At 66.7% G+C, this 19,168-nt stretch carries 17 protein-coding genes; 11 read left to right on the top strand and 6 right to left on the bottom strand.

From position 1 onward, the window contains the following. Positions 1-17: 17 nt before the first annotated feature. Genes pabB through IV112_RS04550 form a run of 3 tightly spaced genes read left to right on the top strand, consistent with a single transcriptional unit; the run spans position 18 to position 3,422 of the window. The gene (pabB, locus tag IV112_RS04560; RefSeq protein WP_304001245.1) at positions 18-1,820 is read left to right on the top strand and encodes an aminodeoxychorismate synthase component I; all 1,803 of its coding nucleotides are present in this window, start codon (positions 18-20) and stop codon (positions 1,818-1,820) included. Then, positions 1,795-2,886: an aminopeptidase gene (locus IV112_RS04555; protein WP_304001243.1), complete on the top strand. Its 1,092-nt coding sequence runs from the start codon at positions 1,795-1,797 to the stop codon at positions 2,884-2,886. The genes pabB and IV112_RS04555 overlap by 26 nt, the downstream gene beginning before the upstream one ends. Next, positions 2,883-3,422: an adenine phosphoribosyltransferase gene (locus IV112_RS04550; protein ID WP_304001242.1), complete on the top strand. Its 540-nt coding sequence runs from the start codon at positions 2,883-2,885 to the stop codon at positions 3,420-3,422. The genes IV112_RS04555 and IV112_RS04550 overlap by 4 nt, the downstream gene beginning before the upstream one ends. Position 3,423: 1 nt before the next feature. On the opposite strand, the gene epsL is transcribed toward IV112_RS04550, so the two are convergent. Next, entirely contained in the window at positions 3,424-4,671 is a 1,248-nt protein-coding gene (epsL, locus tag IV112_RS04545; RefSeq protein WP_304001240.1) for an XrtB/PEP-CTERM-associated polysaccharide biosynthesis outer membrane protein EpsL, read from the bottom strand. A gap of 201 nt (positions 4,672-4,872) precedes the next feature. On the opposite strand from epsL, the gene IV112_RS04540 reads away from it, so the two are divergent. The 4 genes from IV112_RS04540 to IV112_RS04525 are packed head-to-tail and all read left to right on the top strand — an operon-like array spanning position 4,873 to position 8,453. After that, the gene (locus tag IV112_RS04540) at positions 4,873-6,207 is read left to right on the top strand and encodes an undecaprenyl-phosphate glucose phosphotransferase (RefSeq protein ID WP_019918464.1); all 1,335 of its coding nucleotides are present in this window, start codon (positions 4,873-4,875) and stop codon (positions 6,205-6,207) included. 4 nt (positions 6,208-6,211) lie between these two features. Beyond that, the gene (locus IV112_RS04535) at positions 6,212-6,565 is read left to right on the top strand and encodes a VanZ family protein (protein WP_304001239.1); all 354 of its coding nucleotides are present in this window, start codon (positions 6,212-6,214) and stop codon (positions 6,563-6,565) included. Continuing rightward, a complete protein-coding gene (locus tag IV112_RS04530) occupies positions 6,565-7,212 on the top strand; it encodes a lytic transglycosylase domain-containing protein (protein ID WP_304001238.1) in 648 nt (215 codons plus the stop codon). Before IV112_RS04535 ends, IV112_RS04530 begins: the two co-directional genes overlap by 1 nt. Beyond that, on the top strand, positions 7,212-8,453 hold the full coding sequence (locus IV112_RS04525; protein WP_304001237.1) for a TIGR03862 family flavoprotein: 1,242 nt from the start codon (positions 7,212-7,214) through the stop codon (positions 8,451-8,453). The genes IV112_RS04530 and IV112_RS04525 overlap by 1 nt, the downstream gene beginning before the upstream one ends. Here IV112_RS04525 and IV112_RS04520 read toward each other — a convergent pair. Continuing rightward, a complete protein-coding gene (locus IV112_RS04520; protein WP_304001235.1) occupies positions 8,441-9,451 on the bottom strand; it encodes a class 1 fructose-bisphosphatase in 1,011 nt (336 codons plus the stop codon). The two genes, IV112_RS04525 and IV112_RS04520, sit on opposite strands and share 13 nt — an antisense overlap. Positions 9,452-9,618: 167 nt before the next feature. Here IV112_RS04520 and IV112_RS04515 point away from each other — a divergent pair, with 167 nt between their 5' ends. Further along, positions 9,619-10,878, top strand: coding sequence for a D-amino acid dehydrogenase (locus IV112_RS04515; RefSeq protein WP_304001234.1), 1,260 nt, complete (start codon positions 9,619-9,621; stop codon positions 10,876-10,878). On the opposite strand, the gene IV112_RS04510 is transcribed toward IV112_RS04515, so the two are convergent. Both IV112_RS04510 and IV112_RS04505 read right to left on the bottom strand, forming a co-directional pair. Then, entirely contained in the window at positions 10,879-11,751 is an 873-nt protein-coding gene (locus tag IV112_RS04510) for an NAD(P)-dependent oxidoreductase (protein ID WP_304001233.1), read from the bottom strand. Between the two features lie 10 nt (positions 11,752-11,761). After that, a complete protein-coding gene (locus tag IV112_RS04505; RefSeq protein WP_296811133.1) occupies positions 11,762-12,646 on the bottom strand; it encodes an NAD(P)-dependent oxidoreductase in 885 nt (294 codons plus the stop codon). A gap of 137 nt (positions 12,647-12,783) precedes the next feature. Between IV112_RS04505 and ybiB the strand changes: the two genes are divergently transcribed. Further along, the gene (gene ybiB, locus IV112_RS04500; RefSeq protein ID WP_304001232.1) at positions 12,784-13,695 is read left to right on the top strand and encodes a DNA-binding protein YbiB; all 912 of its coding nucleotides are present in this window, start codon (positions 12,784-12,786) and stop codon (positions 13,693-13,695) included. Positions 13,696-13,722: 27 nt separating this feature from the next. On the opposite strand, the gene IV112_RS04495 is transcribed toward ybiB, so the two are convergent. Continuing rightward, the gene (locus tag IV112_RS04495; RefSeq protein ID WP_304001230.1) at positions 13,723-15,210 is read right to left on the bottom strand and encodes a methyl-accepting chemotaxis protein; all 1,488 of its coding nucleotides are present in this window, start codon (positions 15,208-15,210) and stop codon (positions 13,723-13,725) included. A 32-nt stretch (positions 15,211-15,242) separates the two neighbouring features. Beyond that, entirely contained in the window at positions 15,243-15,401 is a 159-nt protein-coding gene (locus IV112_RS04490; protein ID WP_304001229.1) for a hypothetical protein, read from the bottom strand. A gap of 737 nt (positions 15,402-16,138) precedes the next feature. Here IV112_RS04490 and nirB point away from each other — a divergent pair. Together nirB and nirD are read left to right on the top strand one after the other, a co-directional pair. Beyond that, positions 16,139-18,607 (top strand): nitrite reductase large subunit NirB, encoded by a 2,469-nt coding sequence (nirB, locus tag IV112_RS04485; protein WP_304001227.1) that lies wholly within the window; start codon positions 16,139-16,141, stop codon positions 18,605-18,607. A gap of 126 nt (positions 18,608-18,733) precedes the next feature. Further along, positions 18,734-19,054, top strand: coding sequence for a nitrite reductase small subunit NirD (gene nirD / locus IV112_RS04480; protein WP_304001226.1), 321 nt, complete (start codon positions 18,734-18,736; stop codon positions 19,052-19,054). Positions 19,055-19,168 lie beyond the last annotated feature (114 nt).

Raw genomic sequence — 19,168 nt, 5'->3', positions numbered from 1 at the left:
CCGCTGCCGGCAACACCATGAAATTCATACTCGATTTCTCGACCCCGGACAGACTGCCACGCCGCCTCGTGTTCGGCGAACCGCTTGAAGTGGTTCGCGCCGACAGCGTGGATGCCGTCCGCCCTGCCCTGCGTCGCGTGGCCGAGGCCACGCAGCGCGGTCTGCATGCGGTCGGCTACGTCGCCTACGAGGCGGCGCCCGCCTTCGATCGCGCGGCGCGCGTGCGCAGCGGATGCAGCGTGCCGCTGGTGTGGTTCGGCCTGCACCACGCGCCGGTCGACTGCGGCCCCGACGCACCGGCCCCGTTCGAGGTGCCGGCGTGGGAACTGGACACCGGGCGGGACGAATACGGACAGGCGATCGACGCGATCCACGCCGCCATCCGTCGCGGCGACGCCTACCAGATGAACTACACGGTGCGCGCCCACGCACACTTCTCCGGCGACGCTCAGTCCTACTACGAGCAATTGCGACAGGCGCAGCAGGCCGAGTTCTGCGCCTATGCGGACATCGGCACCCACCGCATCCTGTCGGCGTCGCCGGAGCTGTTCTTCGCGTGGCAGGACGGCGTATTGACGACGCGACCGATGAAAGGCACCGCACGTCGCGGCCAGCTGCCGGAAGAGGACGCCGAACTCGCGCGCTGGCTGCGTGATTCGGAAAAGAACCGTGCCGAGAACCTGATGATCGTCGACCTGCTGCGCAATGACCTGTCGCGGCTGTCCATGCCGGGTGGCGTGCAGGTGCCGCACCTGTTCTCGATCGAGAACTACCCGACCGTGCTGCAGATGACCTCGACCATCACCGCGCGCACCCGCCCCGAAGTGACGCTGGACGACGTGTTTGCCGCGCTGTTCCCGTGCGGCTCGATCACCGGCGCCCCCAAGCTGAAGTCGATGGACATCATCGCCGACCTCGAGAAATCGCCGCGCGCGGTCTACTGTGGCGCGATCGGCCATGTGGCACCGGGCGGTGCGGCGCGCTTCAACGTCGCCATCCGCACGGTCACGCTCGACGCAGCGAGCGGACGGATGGAGTGCGGCCTGGGTGGCGGCATCACCTGGGATTCGGTCGCCGCCGACGAGTACGCCGAAGTGCAGACCAAGAGCCGCTTCCTGACGCGCGCCGGCAACGGCTTCGAACTGTTCGAGACGCTGTTGCTGGTCGATGGCCGCTACGAACTGCTCGACCGCCACCTCGCCAGGCTGACCGCGTCGGCGCGTCATTTCGGCTTCGCCACCCCGCAGGACGCGGCGGCGGTGCTGGCGGCGCATGCGGCGGCACATCCACAGGGTCGTCTGCGCGTGCGCCTGCTGTGCGCCGCCGACGGCCACCTGCGCGTCGAGAGCGGCGCCGCTGGCGAGCCCGACAACAGCCCGCGCAAGGTCAGGCTGGCGTCGGCACCGGTGTCCCGCGCCGAACCGCTGCTCTACCACAAGACCACACGCCGGGGCATCTACGACGCCCACCTGTCGCAGGTCGCCGGCAGCGCCTTCGACGTGCTGCTGTGGAACGACGCCGGCGAACTGACCGAATTCACGCGCGGCAATCTTGTGCTGGACATCGACGGCAGCCTTTACACGCCACCGGTATCCAGTGGCCTGCTCGATGGCACGCTCAGGCGCGAACTGGTGGAGCGCGGCGAACTGATGGAACGCGTCCTCACCCGAGAGGACCTCGGCCGCGCCCAGTCCGTCTGGTTCATCAACAGTGTACGCGGCTGGATACCGGTCACCATCGACAACGCGCCGCTGGACACGGCCCCCGCCGTCGTTCCCGCCTACGCCGACCCCTATGCCGGACACCGCGACGCGGGCTGAGCGGCGCCGGCACCGCGGCCTCGTCGTCGGTCTGGCGCTGCTGCTCGGCGGCTGCAACGGCAGCTTCTCGCCACGCTACTACTGGCAGGCGGCACACGGCCAGTTCGAGCTCTGGCGGCTGGCGCGTCCGCTGGCCGCAGTCGATGCCGACCCGTCGAGCACGCAGACGCTGCGCCACAAGCTCGCGCTGGCGGCAGAGATCCGCGACTGGGCCAGCAGCGAGATGGCGCTGCCGGACAATGGCAGCTATCGCCGCTACGCCGACCTCGGGCGCCCTTTCGTCGTCTGGAACGTGTTCGCGACCGAGCCGCTGTCTATCAAGCCGCGCCAGTCCTGCTTCCCGATCGCTGGCTGCGTCAGCTATCGCGGCTTCTTCGCCGAGGTCGATGCCCGCAGGCACGCCGACGCACTGGCGGGCGAGGGGCTGGACGTGCATGTGAGCGGCGTGCCGGCCTATTCGACACTGGGCTGGTTCGACGACCCGCTGCTGAACACCTTCATCCACTACCCGGAAACCGAGCTGGTGCGTCTCATCGTGCATGAACTGGCGCACCAGATCGTCTATGTGCGCGACGACACCGAATTCAATGAGTCCTTCGCCAGCGCGGTGGAAGAGGAAGGCGTGCGCCGCTGGCTGGCGCGCCCCGGCAAGGAAAGACTGCGCGACGGGTTCGAGCGGGCGCAGCGGCTGCGCAGCGATTTCTCCGCGCTGGTGATCCGCTATCGCGACGCACTGGATGCGCTCTACCGCAGCGATCTGGCAGATTCCGAAAAACACGCCGACAAAGCGCGCCTGCTCGAAGAACTGGGCACGGATTATCGCGCTCTGCGCGACACGCGCTGGGCCGGCTTCCGCGGCTACGATCGCTGGTTCGCGCAGGACATCAACAACGCGACGCTGGCGTCGATCGGCCTCTACACTGCAGCCAGACCGGCCTTCACGCGACTGATAGCCGCCTCGCCCGACATGCCCGCCGTATGGGCGACCATGCGCGAGCTGGCTGCACTGCCGCGCGACGAACGACGCGCCCGGCTCGGCCTGCCCGCCTTCCAGGAAACGCCATGACACATCCGGCCGACCTTGCGCCGCTGCGCTCGCTGATCCGCACCATTCCCGATTTTCCCGAGCCGGGCATACAGTTCCGCGACATCACGCCGCTGCTGGCCGACGCGCGCGGCCTGACGCAGGCACTGGACGCACTCGAACGCAGCATCGAGCCCGCCAGCGTCGACATCGTCGCTGCCATCGAGGCACGCGGCTTCCTGCTCGCAGGTGCGCTGGCGCAGCGACTGGGCGCTGGTCTGGTGCCGGTTCGCAAGCCCGGCAAGCTGCCGGGCCCGACGCTGGGCGTCGACTACGCGCTCGAGTACGGCAGCGACCGGCTGGAAATGCACGTCGGCGCTTTCGCCAGCGGAGCACGGGTGCTGGTGCTCGATGACCTGATCGCCACCGGCGGCACCGCCGTGGCCTGCGGCGAACTGGTCGAACGCGCCGGCGGCCGGCTCGTCGGTTTCCGCTTCCTGATCGACCTGCCGGCACTCGGCGGTTCGGCCCTGCTGGCTGCGCGCGGCTGGAACAGCCACGCGCTGCTGCAGTACTGACTCAGAACAGGTACTGCAGCGACATCGATACACTGTCGGTGCGGTACTGAAAGAAATTGACGTTGGAATCGCGACGATCATGGCGCCACTGCGCGTTGGCGCTCAGGTTGCGTTGGATGGACCACGTGGCGCCGACACTGTAAGTGTAGAGGTCCTCGGTACGCTGAGCCGCGCGATCACCCAACAATGCCAACACCGCCGGATCGATAAAATCGCTGTTACCACGACCCTGCCCATCGCGGGCGCGATACTGCACGAGTCCATCGACCCGCAGCTTTCCGGTGACATACCAGACCGGGGTCAGGCTATAAGTTTCGGTCTCGAAATAGGTGGTGAAGTTGTCGTCCAGCCCGCTGATCTGGCGCTGTGCGTCGAAGGTCAGGCCCAAATGGCCGGTCGGTCGCCATTCCCACGAAAACCTCCCGTACACGTCGTCGTAATTGCGCGTCGGTGCCCGCTCGTGCTCGCGTTTGGACACCCCGACCGAGGCCGACAGTTTCGAATGCCCGAATGGCTGCCAGCGCACCCGAAATTCCGCGTCCTTCTGCTTGTAAGCATTGTCGCGAAGGACGCTTGCAGCGCGGTTTGGAAAGTCCCCTCGGCTCTCGCGTCCCAGCAGCTCGAATGCGGTACCACCTCGCGTCGTGTAGCGTGCTCCCGCCTCGAGGCGATCGATGTCGTAATCACTCGGACGACGTATCGCCGCATCATTGCGTTGAGTATCTCGGTTCAGGCTGCCAAACAGCGCCCAATAAGCGTCAAGCATATAGCTTCCATCGAAGCGCCAGGTTTCCGCATCGACAAGATTTTTAGTCGGCTCCGCCGGCCGAAAATCGCCGAAACCGAGCATGTAGCGTCGCTTGGTGTAGCTCAAGTTGCCGCTCAGGTCGCTGCCGACGGTCCAGCGCCAGCCAGCAGCGAGGTTATAACCATCGTTATCGAGCAGGCTGAGGTCGTTGTACCGCGTACGGTTGAATGTGGTGTTCGCGGTAAGCACCTGCCGACCCAGACGCTTCTCGCCAACGATGCCGGCGCTGAGTATTGTGCTGTGGTCACCGCGAGGTGCGTTCGGCCCAAAGGACGTCGGTTCACTGCCATCGGGCAGATAGAACACGTTGTCGACATATTGCCAGTTCGCCGAGGTGACCAAGCTGAACACATCGTCCTCGTCCGCGCGGGCGCTGTCCGCAATCGGCAGGGTCAGTAACAACAGCACAACGGGCAAACATTTTGAAATGTTATTGTTCATTGAAGAGAGTATGAATGCGGGCCGTGACGCTTTTCTTTCCAGCACGCAAATCGTGAAAATACGCAAAAACGCTTCCGGTATTCTAGCCGGCACGTCGTCTGCAGGTCTCCAGATCCATTGAATTCACCGGTTTCATTCCCGATGCTCGCCAAGTTTGAGCGTAACACTTCCGTATTGCGGGCACCGTTGAGCCTATCCGGCATGGTCGAAATGTTCCTCGACCCGCTGTCGCTCATCCTGTCCCTGATCGCCTGCGCGCTCTATTACGGCGATACCGTCGACGCGCGCTATGTCGTGCTGTCGCTCGTCGTCTTTTCCCTGTCCTTCCCTGGCTCGTCGCTGCTCAGCATGCGGCCGCGTCGGGTGATCCGGCAGACCGTCATCAGCTGGCTGCTGATCGCCTTCATCCTGCTGTTCTTCGGTTACGCCAGCCAGTACATCGAGAACTTCCCCTACGAGGTCGTGGTGTCCTGGCTGGTTGCGGCACCGCTGACACAGCTGGTCGCCCACTTCGTTGCCCGCGGCTATCTGCAGCGCGCCGCCGCGCAGGAAGCGAACCAGACCCGCGTCATCATCGTCGGCTGCAACGATATCGGTGTGTCGCTCGCCGAACAGTTCGAAACCAATCCTTACCTGGGTGTGCGCTGCGTCGGCTACTTCGACGACCGCGCCCCCGAGCGCATCACCCAGCTCAACGGCCTTCCGCTGCTCGGTCGTCTGCGCGATCTCGCCGCCTACGTGAAGGCGAACCGCATCGACCAGATCTACCTGGCGCTGCCGATGGCCAGCCAGCCGCGCATCCTGTCGCTGCTGGACGATCTCAAAGATACGACGGTGAGCATCTTCTTCGCACCGGACATTTTCCTGACCGACCTGATCCAGGGGCGCATGGACTACGTGGCCGGCGTACCGGTGGTGGCCGTCTGCGACACGCCGTTCACCGGCATCAACGGTCTGGTCAAGCGCGCGAGCGACATCGTGCTGTCCATCATCATCCTGCTGCTGATATCGCCGCTGCTGCTGGCGATCGCGATAGGCGTGAAGATGAGTTCGCCCGGTCCGGCACTGTTCCGCCAGCGCCGCTACGGCCTCGACGGCAAGGAAATCGTCGTCTACAAGTTCCGCTCGATGACCGTGCAGGAGGACGGCGGCGTGGTGAAGCAGGCCACCCGCAACGATCAGCGCATCACCCGCTTCGGCGGATTCCTGCGTCGCACCTCGCTCGACGAACTGCCGCAGTTCATCAACGTGCTGCAGGGGCGCATGAGCATCGTCGGCCCGCGGCCGCACGCGGTGTCGCACAACGAAACCTACCGCAAGCTGATCAAGGGCTACATGGTGCGTCACAAGGTCAAGCCGGGCATCACCGGCTGGGCGCAGGTGAATGGCTATCGCGGCGAAACCGAAACTGTGGACAAGATGCAGAAGCGCATCGAATACGACCTCGAGTACCTTCGCACCTGGTCGCTCGGACTGGACCTCTGGATCATCGTCAAGACGGTTGCCGTCGTGTTCAGCGACCGCAATGCCTACTGAGGTCATGCGTCTGGAACCTTATCTGCAGTGGGCGGCCGGGCTGTTCGCGCTGACGATGATCGCCAGCCTGATCCGCCTCGGCGAAACCTCGCTGGCGGTCGGCCTGATTCCGTCGCCCTGGGACAAGCTCGCCCACGCCGGCACCTTCGGCGCGATCGCGCTGTCGCTGTGGCTGGCGGCCGGCCGGCGCTGGCTGTACGCGTGCGCAGGACTGGCGCTGGCGCTGGCTTGCTATGACGAGTGGCGGCAGCTCATGTTGCCGGGGCGCGAAGCCGATCTTTACGATCTGCTCGCCAACACCGTCGGCATCGCGCTGGCGGTCTGGTTCGCCACCCGACTGACTCCGAAGGAAGGCTGATGCGTACGCCCGTCATGCTGCTCGCGACACTGCTGATGCCCGTTGCCCACGCCGGCGATTCCGCGGACTATCAATTGCGGCTGCCGGGCGGCGCCGACTACCGCCTCCATCAACCCGAATCGCCGCGCATTTCCGAGGCCGAACGCAAGCAGGCACGCCGCGAAGCGCTGGGCAAGCTGCCGTTCTCCGCACAGATCGAGGCGGCGGCCGAGGCCGGCGGCATCGAACCCGAACTGCTGCACGCCGTCGTCCACGCCGAGTCGGCCTACAACCCGCGCGCCGTGTCGCCCAAGGGGGCGCTCGGTCTGGCCCAGCTGATGCCGTCCACCGCCCGCATGTACGGCGTGTCCGACGCGTTGAAGCCCGCTGACAATCTGCGCGCCAGCGCACGCCACCTGCGCGACCTGCTGGACGATTTCGGCGACATCGAACTGGTGCTGTCCGCCTACAACGCAGGCGCCGGCGCGGTCAGAAAGTACGGCGGTGTGCCGCCCTACGCGGAAACACGCGCCTATGTGCCCAAGGTTGCCGGCCGCTACGAGGCGCTGAAGAAGCGCGCAGAAGTACCCGAACCGCTGCTTCCACCGAGCCCCTACCGCCTGCGCAGCGACGACAGCGCGCTGCGGCTGGTGCAGACGCCGGACTGATGCCCCTGCCTCACACCGCCGTTCAGGTCGCCATCGTCGGCGGCGGACCGGCCGGGCTGATGGCGGCCGAAGTGCTGTCGGCGCGCGGCCTCGCGGTCGATCTGTACGACGCCAAAGCGTCGGTCGGCCGCAAGTTCCTGCTCGCCGGCAAGGGCGGCCTCAATCTGACGCACGCCGAAGCCGCCGATCAGTTCGTTACGCGTTACCGCGAACGCCGCGCCGAAGTCGGCCACTGGCTGGCCGAATTTGATGCGGCCGCGCTGCGTGACTGGTGCGCGGGTCTCGGCATCGACACCTTCGTCGGCAGTTCCGGGCGGGTATTTCCGACCGACATGAAGGCGGCGCCACTGCTGCGCGCATGGCTGGCGCGGCTGCGTGCGGCCGGCGTGCGCTTTCACATGCGCCAGCGCTGGACCGGATGGAACGTCGCCGGCGCGCTCACCTTCGACACGCCGGACGGCGAGCGGCTGGTCGGCGCGCGCGCGACGCTGCTCGCCCTCGGCGGCGCCAGCTGGCCGCAGCTTGGCTCCGACGGGGCCTGGATGCCGCTGCTCGACGCGCGCGGCGTCGCGCTCGCGCCACTGCGTGCCGCCAACTGTGGCTTCGACATCGACTGGAGCACGCACTTCGCCGAGCGCCACGCCGGCGCACCGCTGAAGAACGTCGCCATCCGCTTCGACGGAATGGACGGGACGCCGATCGAACGACGCGGCGAGTGCCTGGTCAGCGCGCACGGCCTCGAAGGCAGCCTGATCTATGCGCTGTCCGCCGCGCTGCGCGAACGGCTCGAACGCGACGGCCACTGCGACATCGCGCTCGACCTGCTGCCGGCGCACGACGCGACACGCGTGCTCGACGAAATCCGCCGCCCGCGCGGCTCGCGTTCGCTCAGCTCGCATCTCGCCAGCCGGCTCGGCTTGGGCGGCGTCAAGCTGGGGCTGGTGCACGAGGTGCTGGACAAGGCTGCGATGGCCGACCCGTCACGCCTGGCGGCGACGCTAAAGGCGCTGCCGCTGCGCCTGCAGCGCACACGGCCGGTGGCTGAGGCCATCAGCACGGCGGGTGGCGTGCGGCTGGAGGCGCTGGACGACGGACTGATGCTGAAGGCGCTGCCCGGCGTGTTCTGCGCTGGCGAGATGCTGGACTGGGAGGCGCCGACCGGTGGCTACCTGCTCACCGCCAGCATGGCCAGTGGCCGCGTCGCGGCCGCTGGCATCGCGCGCTTCCTTCAGACGGCGTGATAGCCGGTCACGCGCTCCACTTCGTTCTTCGACCCGAGGATGACCGGCACACGCTGGTGCAGCTTTTCAGGCTGGACGTCCAGGATGCGCTGGTAACCCGTGGTCGCCGCGCCGCCCGCCTGCTCGATCAGCATCGCCATCGGATTGGCCTCGTACATCAGGCGCAGCTTGCCCGGCTTGGTCGGGTCTTTGGTGTCCTTCGGATACATGAAGATGCCGCCGCGGGTCAGGATGCGGTGCACATCCGCCACCATTGAACCGACCCAGCGCATGTTGAAATCCTTGCCGCGCGGACCGCTCTTGCCCGCCAGTAGCTCGTCGATATAGCGCTTGACCGGCGCTTCCCACCAGCGCGCGTTCGACGCGTTGATCGCATATTCCTTGGTGTCTTCCGGCACGCGCATGTTTTCGGTGGTCATGACGAAACTGCCGGTCTCTCGGTCCAGCGTGAACGCGTGCACGCCGTTGCCCACGGTCAGCACCAGCTGGGTGGCCGCGCCATACACCGCGTAGCCGGCTACCAGTTGCTGGGTGCCGGGCTGCAGGAAGGCCTTCTCGTCGACCGGCTCGACGCTGCCATTCAGCTCAGGGCAGCGCAGCACCGAAAAGATGGTCCCGACCGAAATGTTCACGTCGATGTTGGACGAGCCGTCCAGCGGATCGAACAGCAGCAGGAATTCGCCCTTCGGGTAACGGTTCGGAATCTGGTGCGGAAGATCCATTTCTTCCGACGCCATCGCCGCAAGATGGCCGCCCCACTCGTTCGCTTCGAGCAGGATTTCGTTGGCGATCACGTCCAGCTTCTTCTGCACCTCGCCCTGCACGTTCTCGCCACCGGCCTCGCCGAGCGAATTGGTCAGGCCGCCCTTGCCGACTGCGTTGCCGATCGCCTTGACCGCGCGGGCGACGACTTCGACCAGGAAGCGCAGCTCGGCGCAGATGCGCTCGCCGTCGCGCTGTTGCTGGATCAGGAACTGGCTCAGGGTGATGCGGGACATGTGTCGCGACTCCGGAATGGCAGGAAATGCATTATCGTGCACAGCACCATGATCCGGGTCGCACGATTTCACGTCCGACCGATTTGAAAGCCGGCAGCGCGCCCAGCGCACGGAACCGGCAGCGGTCGCACCCGGTCATCCACAGCGTCGTCCATAACTAGAACCGCATGCACATCCTCGTTCTGGGTGCCGGCGTCGTCGGCATCACCACCGCCTGGTACCTGCGCCAGGCCGGTCACACCGTGTCGGTCATCGACCGGCAGGCTGATCCCGCAATGGAAACCAGTTTCGCCAACGGCGGCCAGATTTCGGTCAGCCACGCCGCGCCCTGGGCCTCACCGCAGGCACCGATGATCGGGCTGCGCGGACTGCTCGATTCGAATGCCCCGGTGCGCTTTTCGCCGACCGCCAACCACCGTCAGTGGCGCTGGATGGGCGCCTTCCTGTACGAGTGCCTGCCCGGCCGCATGCGTCGCAACACCGATGCACTGGCGCGACTGGCCGTCAGCAGTCAGGCCGAGCTGCAGTCGCTGCGTCACGCGCTGAAGCTGGAGTATGAGCAGTCGGCAAGCGGCATCCTGCACGTGTTTTCCGAGCGTCGCGAATTCGAGCGCGCCCGTGCGCGCGCGGAATGGCTGGCGCCGCACGGCATACGCATCGACAGCTGCGACGCCGCGCGCTGCATCGACATCGAACCGGCGCTGGCGAACAGTCAGCGCACGCTGGTAGGTGGCCTGCACGCACCGAACGACGAGACCGGCGACGCGCACCGCTTCACGCGGGCGCTGGCCGCCGCCTGCGTCGACGCCGGTGTGACCTTCCACTACGAAATCACGGTCGAGGCGCTGGACATCCACGAGAACACGGTACGCGGCGTCGCCGTGCGCGACGCGCGCGGCGTGCGCGGCCTGCTGCGCGGCGAACAGGTGGTGTGCGCGCTCGGCACGCACACCCGCCAGCTGGTCGAGCAGCACGGCCCGCGACCGGCGCTGTACCCGATCAAGGGCTACTCGATCACCTTCCCGGCCGGACCGAATGCGCCGCGCACCAGCCTGACCGACGAGGAACACCGCATCGTGCTGTCGCGCCTCGGCGACCGCGTGCGCGTCGCCGGCATGGCGGAACTGGGCGGACTGACGGTGACGATAGAACCGGAGCGCGTGCAGTTGCTGACCCGGCTGGCGCGCGAACTGTGCCCGGACGCCGGCGATTTCGACGCGGCCGAGGCCTGGGCCGGCCTGCGTCCCTGTACGCCGGGCAATGTGCCGCTGATCGGCCGCAGCCGGATCGATGGCCTCTGGTACAACACCGGCCACGGCTCACTCGGCTGGACCCTGGCCTGCGGTTCGGCCAGGCTGCTTTCAAGGCTGATGGACGGTCAGAGCCCGGCCTTCGACTTCCCCTGCCTGACCGGCCGGCGACACTGATCAGGCGCTGCCCGGCCCCTCGAGCACGGTGAGCAGGGCCGAGGTATCCAGCGTACCGCCGCCCTGCGCCATCAGGGCATTGAGTTGCTGCCACACCGCAGCCGACAGCGGCATCGCCAGCCCCAGTTCGACCGCCTCGCCGAGCACGATGCCCATGTCCTTGTGATGCAGGCGCGACTGCACGCCGGCCGAAAAATCGCGCGTCGCCATCTTGCCGCCGAACAGTTCGAGTGCACGCGACGAAGCCGAGCCGTGCAGCATCGCCTCGCGCACCTTGCCGAAATCGACGCCACTGGCCGCAGCCAGTCGTGCCGCCTCGGCCGCTGCCTCGATGAAGGCGCACAGGACGAGCTGGTTGCAGGCCTTGGTGACCTGCCCCGCACCGTTCGGCCCGACATGCACCTGGGTGCGGCCGACCGCCGCCAGCAGCGGCTTCATGCGCTCGAACACCGCCGCCTCGCCGCCAACCATGATGGCCAGCGTCGCGTCGATGGCGCCGCGCTCGCCGCCCGACACCGGCGCGTCCAGCATGTCGATGCCGCGCGCCCTGAGTGCCGTGGCGATGTCACGCGCCACCGACGGCGGAATGGTGCTGTGGTCGATGAAGACGCAGCCTGGCGCCGCCCCTTCGATGACGCCTTGCGGCCCCAGCGCCACCTCGCGCACGTCGGCGCCGGTGGTGACGATGCAGCACACCGCGTCCATGCCGCGTGCGCAATCCGCCGGCGACGCCGACGGTCGTGCGCCCTGGTCGAGCAAGGGCTGCATCGATTCGGCGCGACGCGCCCACACGGTCACGTCGTGCCCGGCGCGCAGCAGATTGGCCGCCATCGCGCGGCCCATCGCGCCCAGACCGATGAAGCCGATCTTCATCGCGAGCCCCTCAGCGCTCGACGCCGCCAAGACCTTCGAGCACCTTCAGCACGGCGATCGAATCCTCCTCGCCCAGCCCCTGCCCGACCATCGCGTTCAGCATCTGCGCCGCGGCGGCGGCCGACGGCAGCGCCAGGCCCATGCGGTGCGCCTCGTTCATGACGATGCGCAGATCCTTCTGGTGCATCCACGACTTGAAGCCCGGCTTGAAATTGCGATCCAGCATGCGCTGACCGTGGTTCTCCAGGATGCGGCTGTAGGCGAAACCGCCGAGCAGCGCCTCGCGCACGCGCGCCGAATCGACGCCGCTCTTCTCGGCGAAGGCGAAGGCCTCGGCCAGCGCCAGCACGCCGACGCCGGTCAGTATCTGGTTGCAGGCCTTGGCCACCTGGCCGGCGCCGCTGTCGCCGACGCGGGTGACGTTCTTGCCCATCAGCTGGAACAGCGGCAGCACGCGGTCGAACGCCTCCTGCGTGCCACCGGCCATGATGGTCAGTGCGGCGTTGATGGCGCCAACCTCACCACCGGATACCGGCGCATCGATCATTGACACACCCTTGGCAGCCAACTGGGCGGCGATGGTGCGTGCCGAATCCGGCGCGATGGTGCTCATATCGACGAAGATCAGGTCGGTGCGACCGGCCGCGCCTTCGGCAATGCCCTGCGGGCCGAGTGCCACCTGTTCGACGTCCGGCGCGTCGGCCACCATCGAGAACACGACATCGGCTTCGCGCGCGACGTCGGCAATGGTCGAGTGAAAGGTCGCACCGCTGTCGCGGAAGGGTTCGAGCGATTCGGGGCGACGGGCCCACAGGTGAAGACTGTGACCGCCCTTGGCCAGATGACCCGCCATCGGGCGGCCCATCAATCCGAGTCCGATGAAACCTACTTTCATGTCCGTCTCCTTATATGTATGCGTCGCTGTGCGCGGAGCGGCTCTGACCCCGCGGCAGGCGCCGGTGTTCCGGCGCGACGAATCCGAATATAACGCAGGCCGGCACAGGGTTCCGGCGCGGGCATAATCCTGTACCCATGAACTACACGAAACAGATCAAGGAAATCGGCCGCGGCGCCAAGGGCTCACGCTCGTTGTCGCGCGACGACGCGCAGGCACTGTTTGCCGACATGCTGGACGGGCGCGTGCCGCCGCTGCAGCTGGGCGCCATCGTGCTGGCGATGCGTATCAAGAGCGAGTCGCTGGACGAACTGCTCGGCTTCAAGGCGGCGATCGATGCGCGCATCGCCCACATCGTCGCTCCGGCCGGCCCGCGCACGGTGGTGCTGCCGACCTACAACGGCGCCCGTCGCCGCCCGAATCTGATGCCCTTGCTGGCGATGCTGCTGGTACGTGAGGGCATTCCGGTGCTGATCCACGGCCGCTTCGATTTCGACACCCGCGCCGACCCGTTCGCGCTGCTGCGTGCGCTCGATCTGCCGATGGCGGACAGTCCGGCACACGCCGGCGAGCTGCTGGCGGCGCAGCGCATCGCCTGCATCGGCGTCGACAGGCTGCTGCCTGGCCTGGATGCCCTGCTGTCGCTGCGCCCGCAACTGGGCGTGCGCAACTCGGGCCATTCAATGACCAAGATGATCGATCCGATGCCCGGACGCAGCGTACGCGTGGTACCGGTGACGCATCCGGAATACCTGGAGAAGATGACGCAGTTCCTGCGTCTGGACGGTGGCCGCTCGATGCTGATGCGCGGCACCGAGGGCGAGGCCTATGCCAATCCCGCGCGCCGACCGCAGATCATCGGCTTCGTCGATGGCGTCGAATCGGTGCTGTGCGAAGCGGAAGAAGGCAGCGCGCTGACGCAGCCCGAACCCGGCATCGAGGCGGAGGCGAACGCGCGCCTGATACGCGACATGCTGGAAGGACGCAGCGCGGTGCCCGCGCCGCTGCTCGCCCACCTCGACGCCTGCCGGCAGCTCGCCTGTATCTGAGCGCGGTGCGGCAGCAGGTCGACCGCTTCAGCTCACCCTGAACTGGCTGCCTGCGTCGACCAGCGACTGCGCCATCGCATTCAGCTGCGCCGCCGTCGCGCGGTCCTCGGCCGCCATCGCGGCCGTGCTGTCGGCCAGCGCCGCGACCTGCTCGACCCCGGTTGCGATCTCGGTCGCCGCCTGCGACTGTTCCTTCATCGAATCCGATATACCGACGATGATGGTCATCATCGCCGCGATGTCCGCGGACACCGCGGCGATCGACTGACTGACTTCACCGACGCGATCGACGCCGCGCTGCGCGGTGGCGACCGTGCTGGCGACGCTGTGCAGCGCCTCGTCCTTGCTCGCCTGCATGGCTTCAACGGTTCGGGCGATGTCCTCGGTCGCGTTGCGGGTGCGTTCGGCAAGCTTGCGCACCTCGTCCGCCACGACCGCAAAGCCGCGCCCCTGCTCGCCCGCACGTGCCGCTTCGATGGCCGCGTTCAGGGCCAGCAGATTGGTCTGGTCGGCGATCTCCTTGATCAGCGCGACGATGGATTTCACGCTTTCGAACTGCGCGCCGATCCGCTGCATGCCGTTCTCGACCTCATGGATGGACGCGCCGGTATGGCGGATCTCGTCGGCCAGCGTGTGCATCACCGCCACCCCTTCGTCCGCCGACACGCCGCCGCGGCGCACGCGGAGGCTGGCCTCCTCTGCGTTCTGCGCAATCTGCTGGATGGACGCCGTCAGTTGCTGCACGGCCGAGGCCATGCGCTGGGTTGCTTCGCTCTGCTGACCGGTCGAGGCGGTCACCTGCTCGGCATTGGCCACCATCGTGTCGGCCACGCGCTGCGCGCTGGCGGACTCGGCCACCAGCAAGCTCACGGTGCGCGACAGCCGCGCCCGCATCTGCTCCATCGCGGCGAGCAGCGACATGCCCGCCTGCTGCGGAATCGCCGACGCGAGATCGCCGGCACCGATGCGCTCGGCCGCTTCGCCGACGCGCGCCGCCTGCAGCGCCTCGCGCGACAGGCCCAGCGCCATGTAGCACAGCAGCCCGGCCTCGGCCACGACGAATGCTGCGTGCACCAGAACCATGTTGAAGTTGGCGCCGCCATTGAAGATGAACACGCCAAGGCCGGCTGCCTGCATGAAGTTGAACGCCAGGTGGTGCACGGCGATCAAGCCGGCGGCCACCAGCACCGGCCGCCAGTCACGGTAATAGAGCAGGAAGGCGAGCAGCACGAAGATGCTGAAGTGCGCCTCGATCAGGCCACCGGTCAGCTGGATCAGCAGCGCGGCCAGCACCATGAAGGCACTGGCGAAGCCGGTGCGCGACACCAGCGAGCCCGGTGCCATCCGGAACAGCGCGTAAGGCACCAGACAGGCCGGCACGCCGACCAGCAGGGCGGTGGTCAGACCGCCTGAAATGGCTGCAAGGACGATGCACACCGCGGACAGAACGGTCGCGGTGCCGAGCATGACCCGGTCTGCGCTGACGTAATAGGCGTGAAGCGCGTGGTCGTTCATCGTGAAGGTCTCCAGAGGATGTTCTTGTCCGGTCAGTCGCGGGTCACGCAGACACCGACCGGATTGTTTTTCATGTGCGCAAGCAGCACGCCACCGCTGGCGACGAGCCAGCTTGCGAGCAGGCACCAGGCGAGCGCGGTGCGGCCTGTTCCGGTGCGGCGCTTGGAGTGGTCAGGACCTCGATCGTTCATGACGTGTTTAACGGCCCCGCCAGGACTTACTGGAGCGCACCGGCGTGAAGAGCGGCTGCACCACATCCGTGCGAAGACGGCCCGACCGGCGACGGCCAAGCACTCCAAACAGACCTCGAAATCCAGGCAACAACTCATATGAATCAGCAGGTTGATCCCTTCTGAGCGATGGCTCCGAACGGGTGAAACGGACCTGGCAAAACTTTTGCTTTGTCGACACCCGTGAGAGGGTTGGCCGCGCGTGCGGGCATCTCTGCACCAGGCTTGGTTCACATCGGCACCATCGAAGTTCGCCTCACGGCACAGCCGGCACGGCGGACTTGGATAGAAAAGCCCGGGCACACACGACGCAACGATGCGTCGTGCCCCGGCTGGTCGCCCGGTCACTGAAGCAGGTCGACGACACAAAGCGGGCGCAAGCCTGCGACACACCGGCACCGCGTCCAGGATGGATCGGCTGTCGTCAACGCTGCGGGACGCATCGACTGCGCCGCGCAGCCCGGTTTTATCGGCTTCGTCTCCCAATGGCGGGACACGACCGACCAAGCGCGTCATTTGCCGACCGGCACGATCCGGTCACGAAAGGTTTTGCCCTACAGGCGCCAGCGATGCTGCAGGCGCAGGTCCGTGCTCGTCCCTGCGAACCGTCACCGGTCCGCGACAGCACAGCCGGGTAAGGGATGTCGGCCGCACCCGCTGCGGCCTGTTATTGCAGCAATCGGTAGAGGGAACGGGTCATGGAAAAGAAGCGTCTGGTCATGGTCGGCAACGGGATGGCGGGCTGTCGCACGCTGGAAGAGCTGCTCAAGATCGCACCGGAGATGTACGACATCACCGTGTTCGGTGCGGAGCCGCATCCGAATTACAACCGCATCCTGCTGTCGCCGGTGCTGGCCGGCGAAATGACGGTGCAGGACATCATCCTGAACGACTGGGACTGGTACCGCGACAACAACATCACGCTGCACACCGGCAAGAAGATCGTCAAGATCGACCGCAAGGCGCGCAAGGTATTCGCCGATGACGGCACCGAAGCGGAATACGACCGCCTGCTGCTCGCCACCGGTTCCAACCCCTTCATCCTGCCGGTGCCGGGCAAGGACCTGCCGGGCGTGATCGCCTACCGCGACATCGCCGACACCGACGCGATGATCGAAGCCGCCGCCACGCGCAAGCACGCGGTGGTCATCGGCGCCGGTCTGCTCGGACTGGAAGCGGCCAACGGCCTGGCGCTGCGCGGCATGCAGGTGACCGTGGTGCATCTGGCGCCGTGGATCATGGAACGCCAGCTCGACAAGCCCTCGGCCGACATGCTGCAGGCCTCGCTGGAAAAGAAGGGCCTCGCCTTCCTGCTGGAGAAGCAGACCGAATCGCTGATCGCCGGCGCCGATGGCCGGGTGTCCGCAGTGCGTTTCAAGAGCGGCGAAACCATTCCGGCCGACCTCGTCGTGATGGCCGCCGGCATCCGCCCCAACACCACGCTGGCCGAATCGGCGGGCATCCACTGCAACCGCGGCATCGTCGTCAATGACACGCTGCAGACCTACGACCCGAAGATCTACGCGGTCGGCGAATGCGTGAACCACCGCGGCATCGCCTACGGTCTGGTCGCGCCGCTGTTCGAACAGGCCAAGGTGTGCGCCAACCACCTTGCCCAGTACGGCATCGGCACCTACAAGGGCTCCGTCACCTCGACCAAGCTGAAGGTGACCGGCATCGACGTGTTCTCCGCCGGCAACTTCATGGGCGGCCCAGGCTGCGACGACATCGTGCTGCACGACCCGGCGGGCGGCGTCTATAAGCGTCTGGTGCTGGAAGGCGAGCGCCTGGTCGGCGCCTGTCTGTATGGCGACACCGCCGACGGCAGCTGGTACTTCCAGCTGATCAAGGACGGCCAGGACATCCACGCCGTGCGCGACCATCTGATGTTCGGCCAGAACCACCTCGGCGACGTCGGCCACAAGGGCCAGACCCAGGCCGCCTCGATGCCTGACAGCGCAGAGGTCTGCGGCTGCAACGGCGTGTGCAAGGGCACCATCGTCAAGGCGATCAAGGAGAAAGGGCTGTTCTCGCTGGACGACGTGCGCAAGCACACCAAGGCCTCCAGCTCCTGCGGCTCCTGCACCGGCCTGGTCGAACAGATCCTCGCCTCCTGCGTCGGCGGCGCCTACACGCCGGCCGATTCGAGTTCGAAGCCGATGTGCGGCTGCACCGACATGAACCACGGTGACGTGCGTGCGGCGATCCGCGACCGCCACATGATCGACATCCCGACCGTGATGCGCGAGCTGAAGTGGAAGACGCCCAACGGCTGCGCCTCCTGCCGCCCCGCGCTGAACTACTACCTGATCTCGACCTGGCCGCACGAGGCGAAGGACGACGCGCAGAGCCGCTTCATCAACGAGCGCGCGCACGCCAACATCCAGAAGGACGGCACCTATTCGGTGGTGCCGCGCATGTGGGGCGGCCTGACCACGCCGGGCGAACTGCGCGCCATCGCCGACGCCGCCGAGAAGTACAAGGTGCCCACCGTCAAGGTGACCGGCGGCCAGCGCATCGACCTGCTGGGCGTGAAGAAGGACGATCTGCCGGCGATGTGGGCCGACTTCGCCAAGGCCGGCATGGTGTCCGGCCACGCCTACGGCAAGAGCCTGCGCACGGTGAAGACCTGCGTCGGCGCCGAGCACTGCCGCTTCGGCACCCAGCTGTCCATGGGTATGGGCGTGAAGCTGGAAAAGATGCTGTTCGGCATGTACAGCCCGCACAAGGTAAAGCTCGCCGTGTCCGGCTGCCCGCGAAACTGCGCCGAAGCCGGCATCAAGGACGTGGGCGTGATCGGCGTCGAATCCGGCTACGAAATCTATGTCGCCGGCAACGGCGGCATCAAGACCGAGGTGGCGCAGTTCTTCTGCAAGGTGGCCAGCGACGACGAGGTGATGGAGTACTCCGGCGCCTTCCTGCAGCTCTACCGCGAAGAGGGCTGGTACCTCGAACGTACGGTGCACTACATCGAGCGCGTCGGTCTCGACTATGTGAAGGGCAAGGTGGTCGATGACGCCGAGAACCGCAAGGCGCTGTACGAACGCCTGCTGTTCGCGCTGCAGGACTACAAGGACCCGTGGCTGGAGCGCGCCGAAGCCGACGCGAAATCCGAGCTCGGCCGTGAGTTCCGCACCATCGCCATCAAGCAGGCGATGAAGGCCTGATCTTGGGATGAGGGACTAGGGGTCAGGGGCTAGCGACAAGCCCACTTCGCGCGGCACAGCCGCGCCTGTTCCCTAGCCCCTAGCCCCTCACCTCCAGCCCCTCCAGACACACATACAGGAATCCTCATGAGCACCGAAACCTCCACCTGGGCGCACGTCTGCGCACTCGAAGACATCCCCCTGCTCGGCTCGCGCGTGGTGAGCGCCGATGCCGGCGACATTGCCATCTTCCGCACCGACGGCGACCGCGTGTTCGCTGTGCATGACAAGTGCCCGCACAAGGGCGGCCCGCTGTCGCAGGGCATCGTGCATGGCGACACGGTCACCTGTCCGCTGCACAGCTGGAAGATCAAGCTCGAATCGGGCGAGGCGGTGGCACCCGATGTCGGCTGCACGCGCGGCTTCGACGTGAAGGTCGAAAACGGCCAGGTACTGCTGAAGGCCTGAAGCCTTCGCGCGGCGGACACGGCACCCACCGGCCGCCGCAACTTCGTTCAACACAGATCCCGAAGAACGGCTGTGCGCAACGCTGCGCGCAGGCCGGACTGATAACGGGGAGGT

The organism is Methyloversatilis discipulorum, assembly GCF_018780585.1.
Classification (GTDB): domain Bacteria; phylum Pseudomonadota; class Gammaproteobacteria; order Burkholderiales; family Rhodocyclaceae; genus Methyloversatilis; species Methyloversatilis discipulorum_B.
Note: the sequence above shows the minus strand (reverse complement) of the source record. Positions and strands in the feature narration are given on the sequence as shown.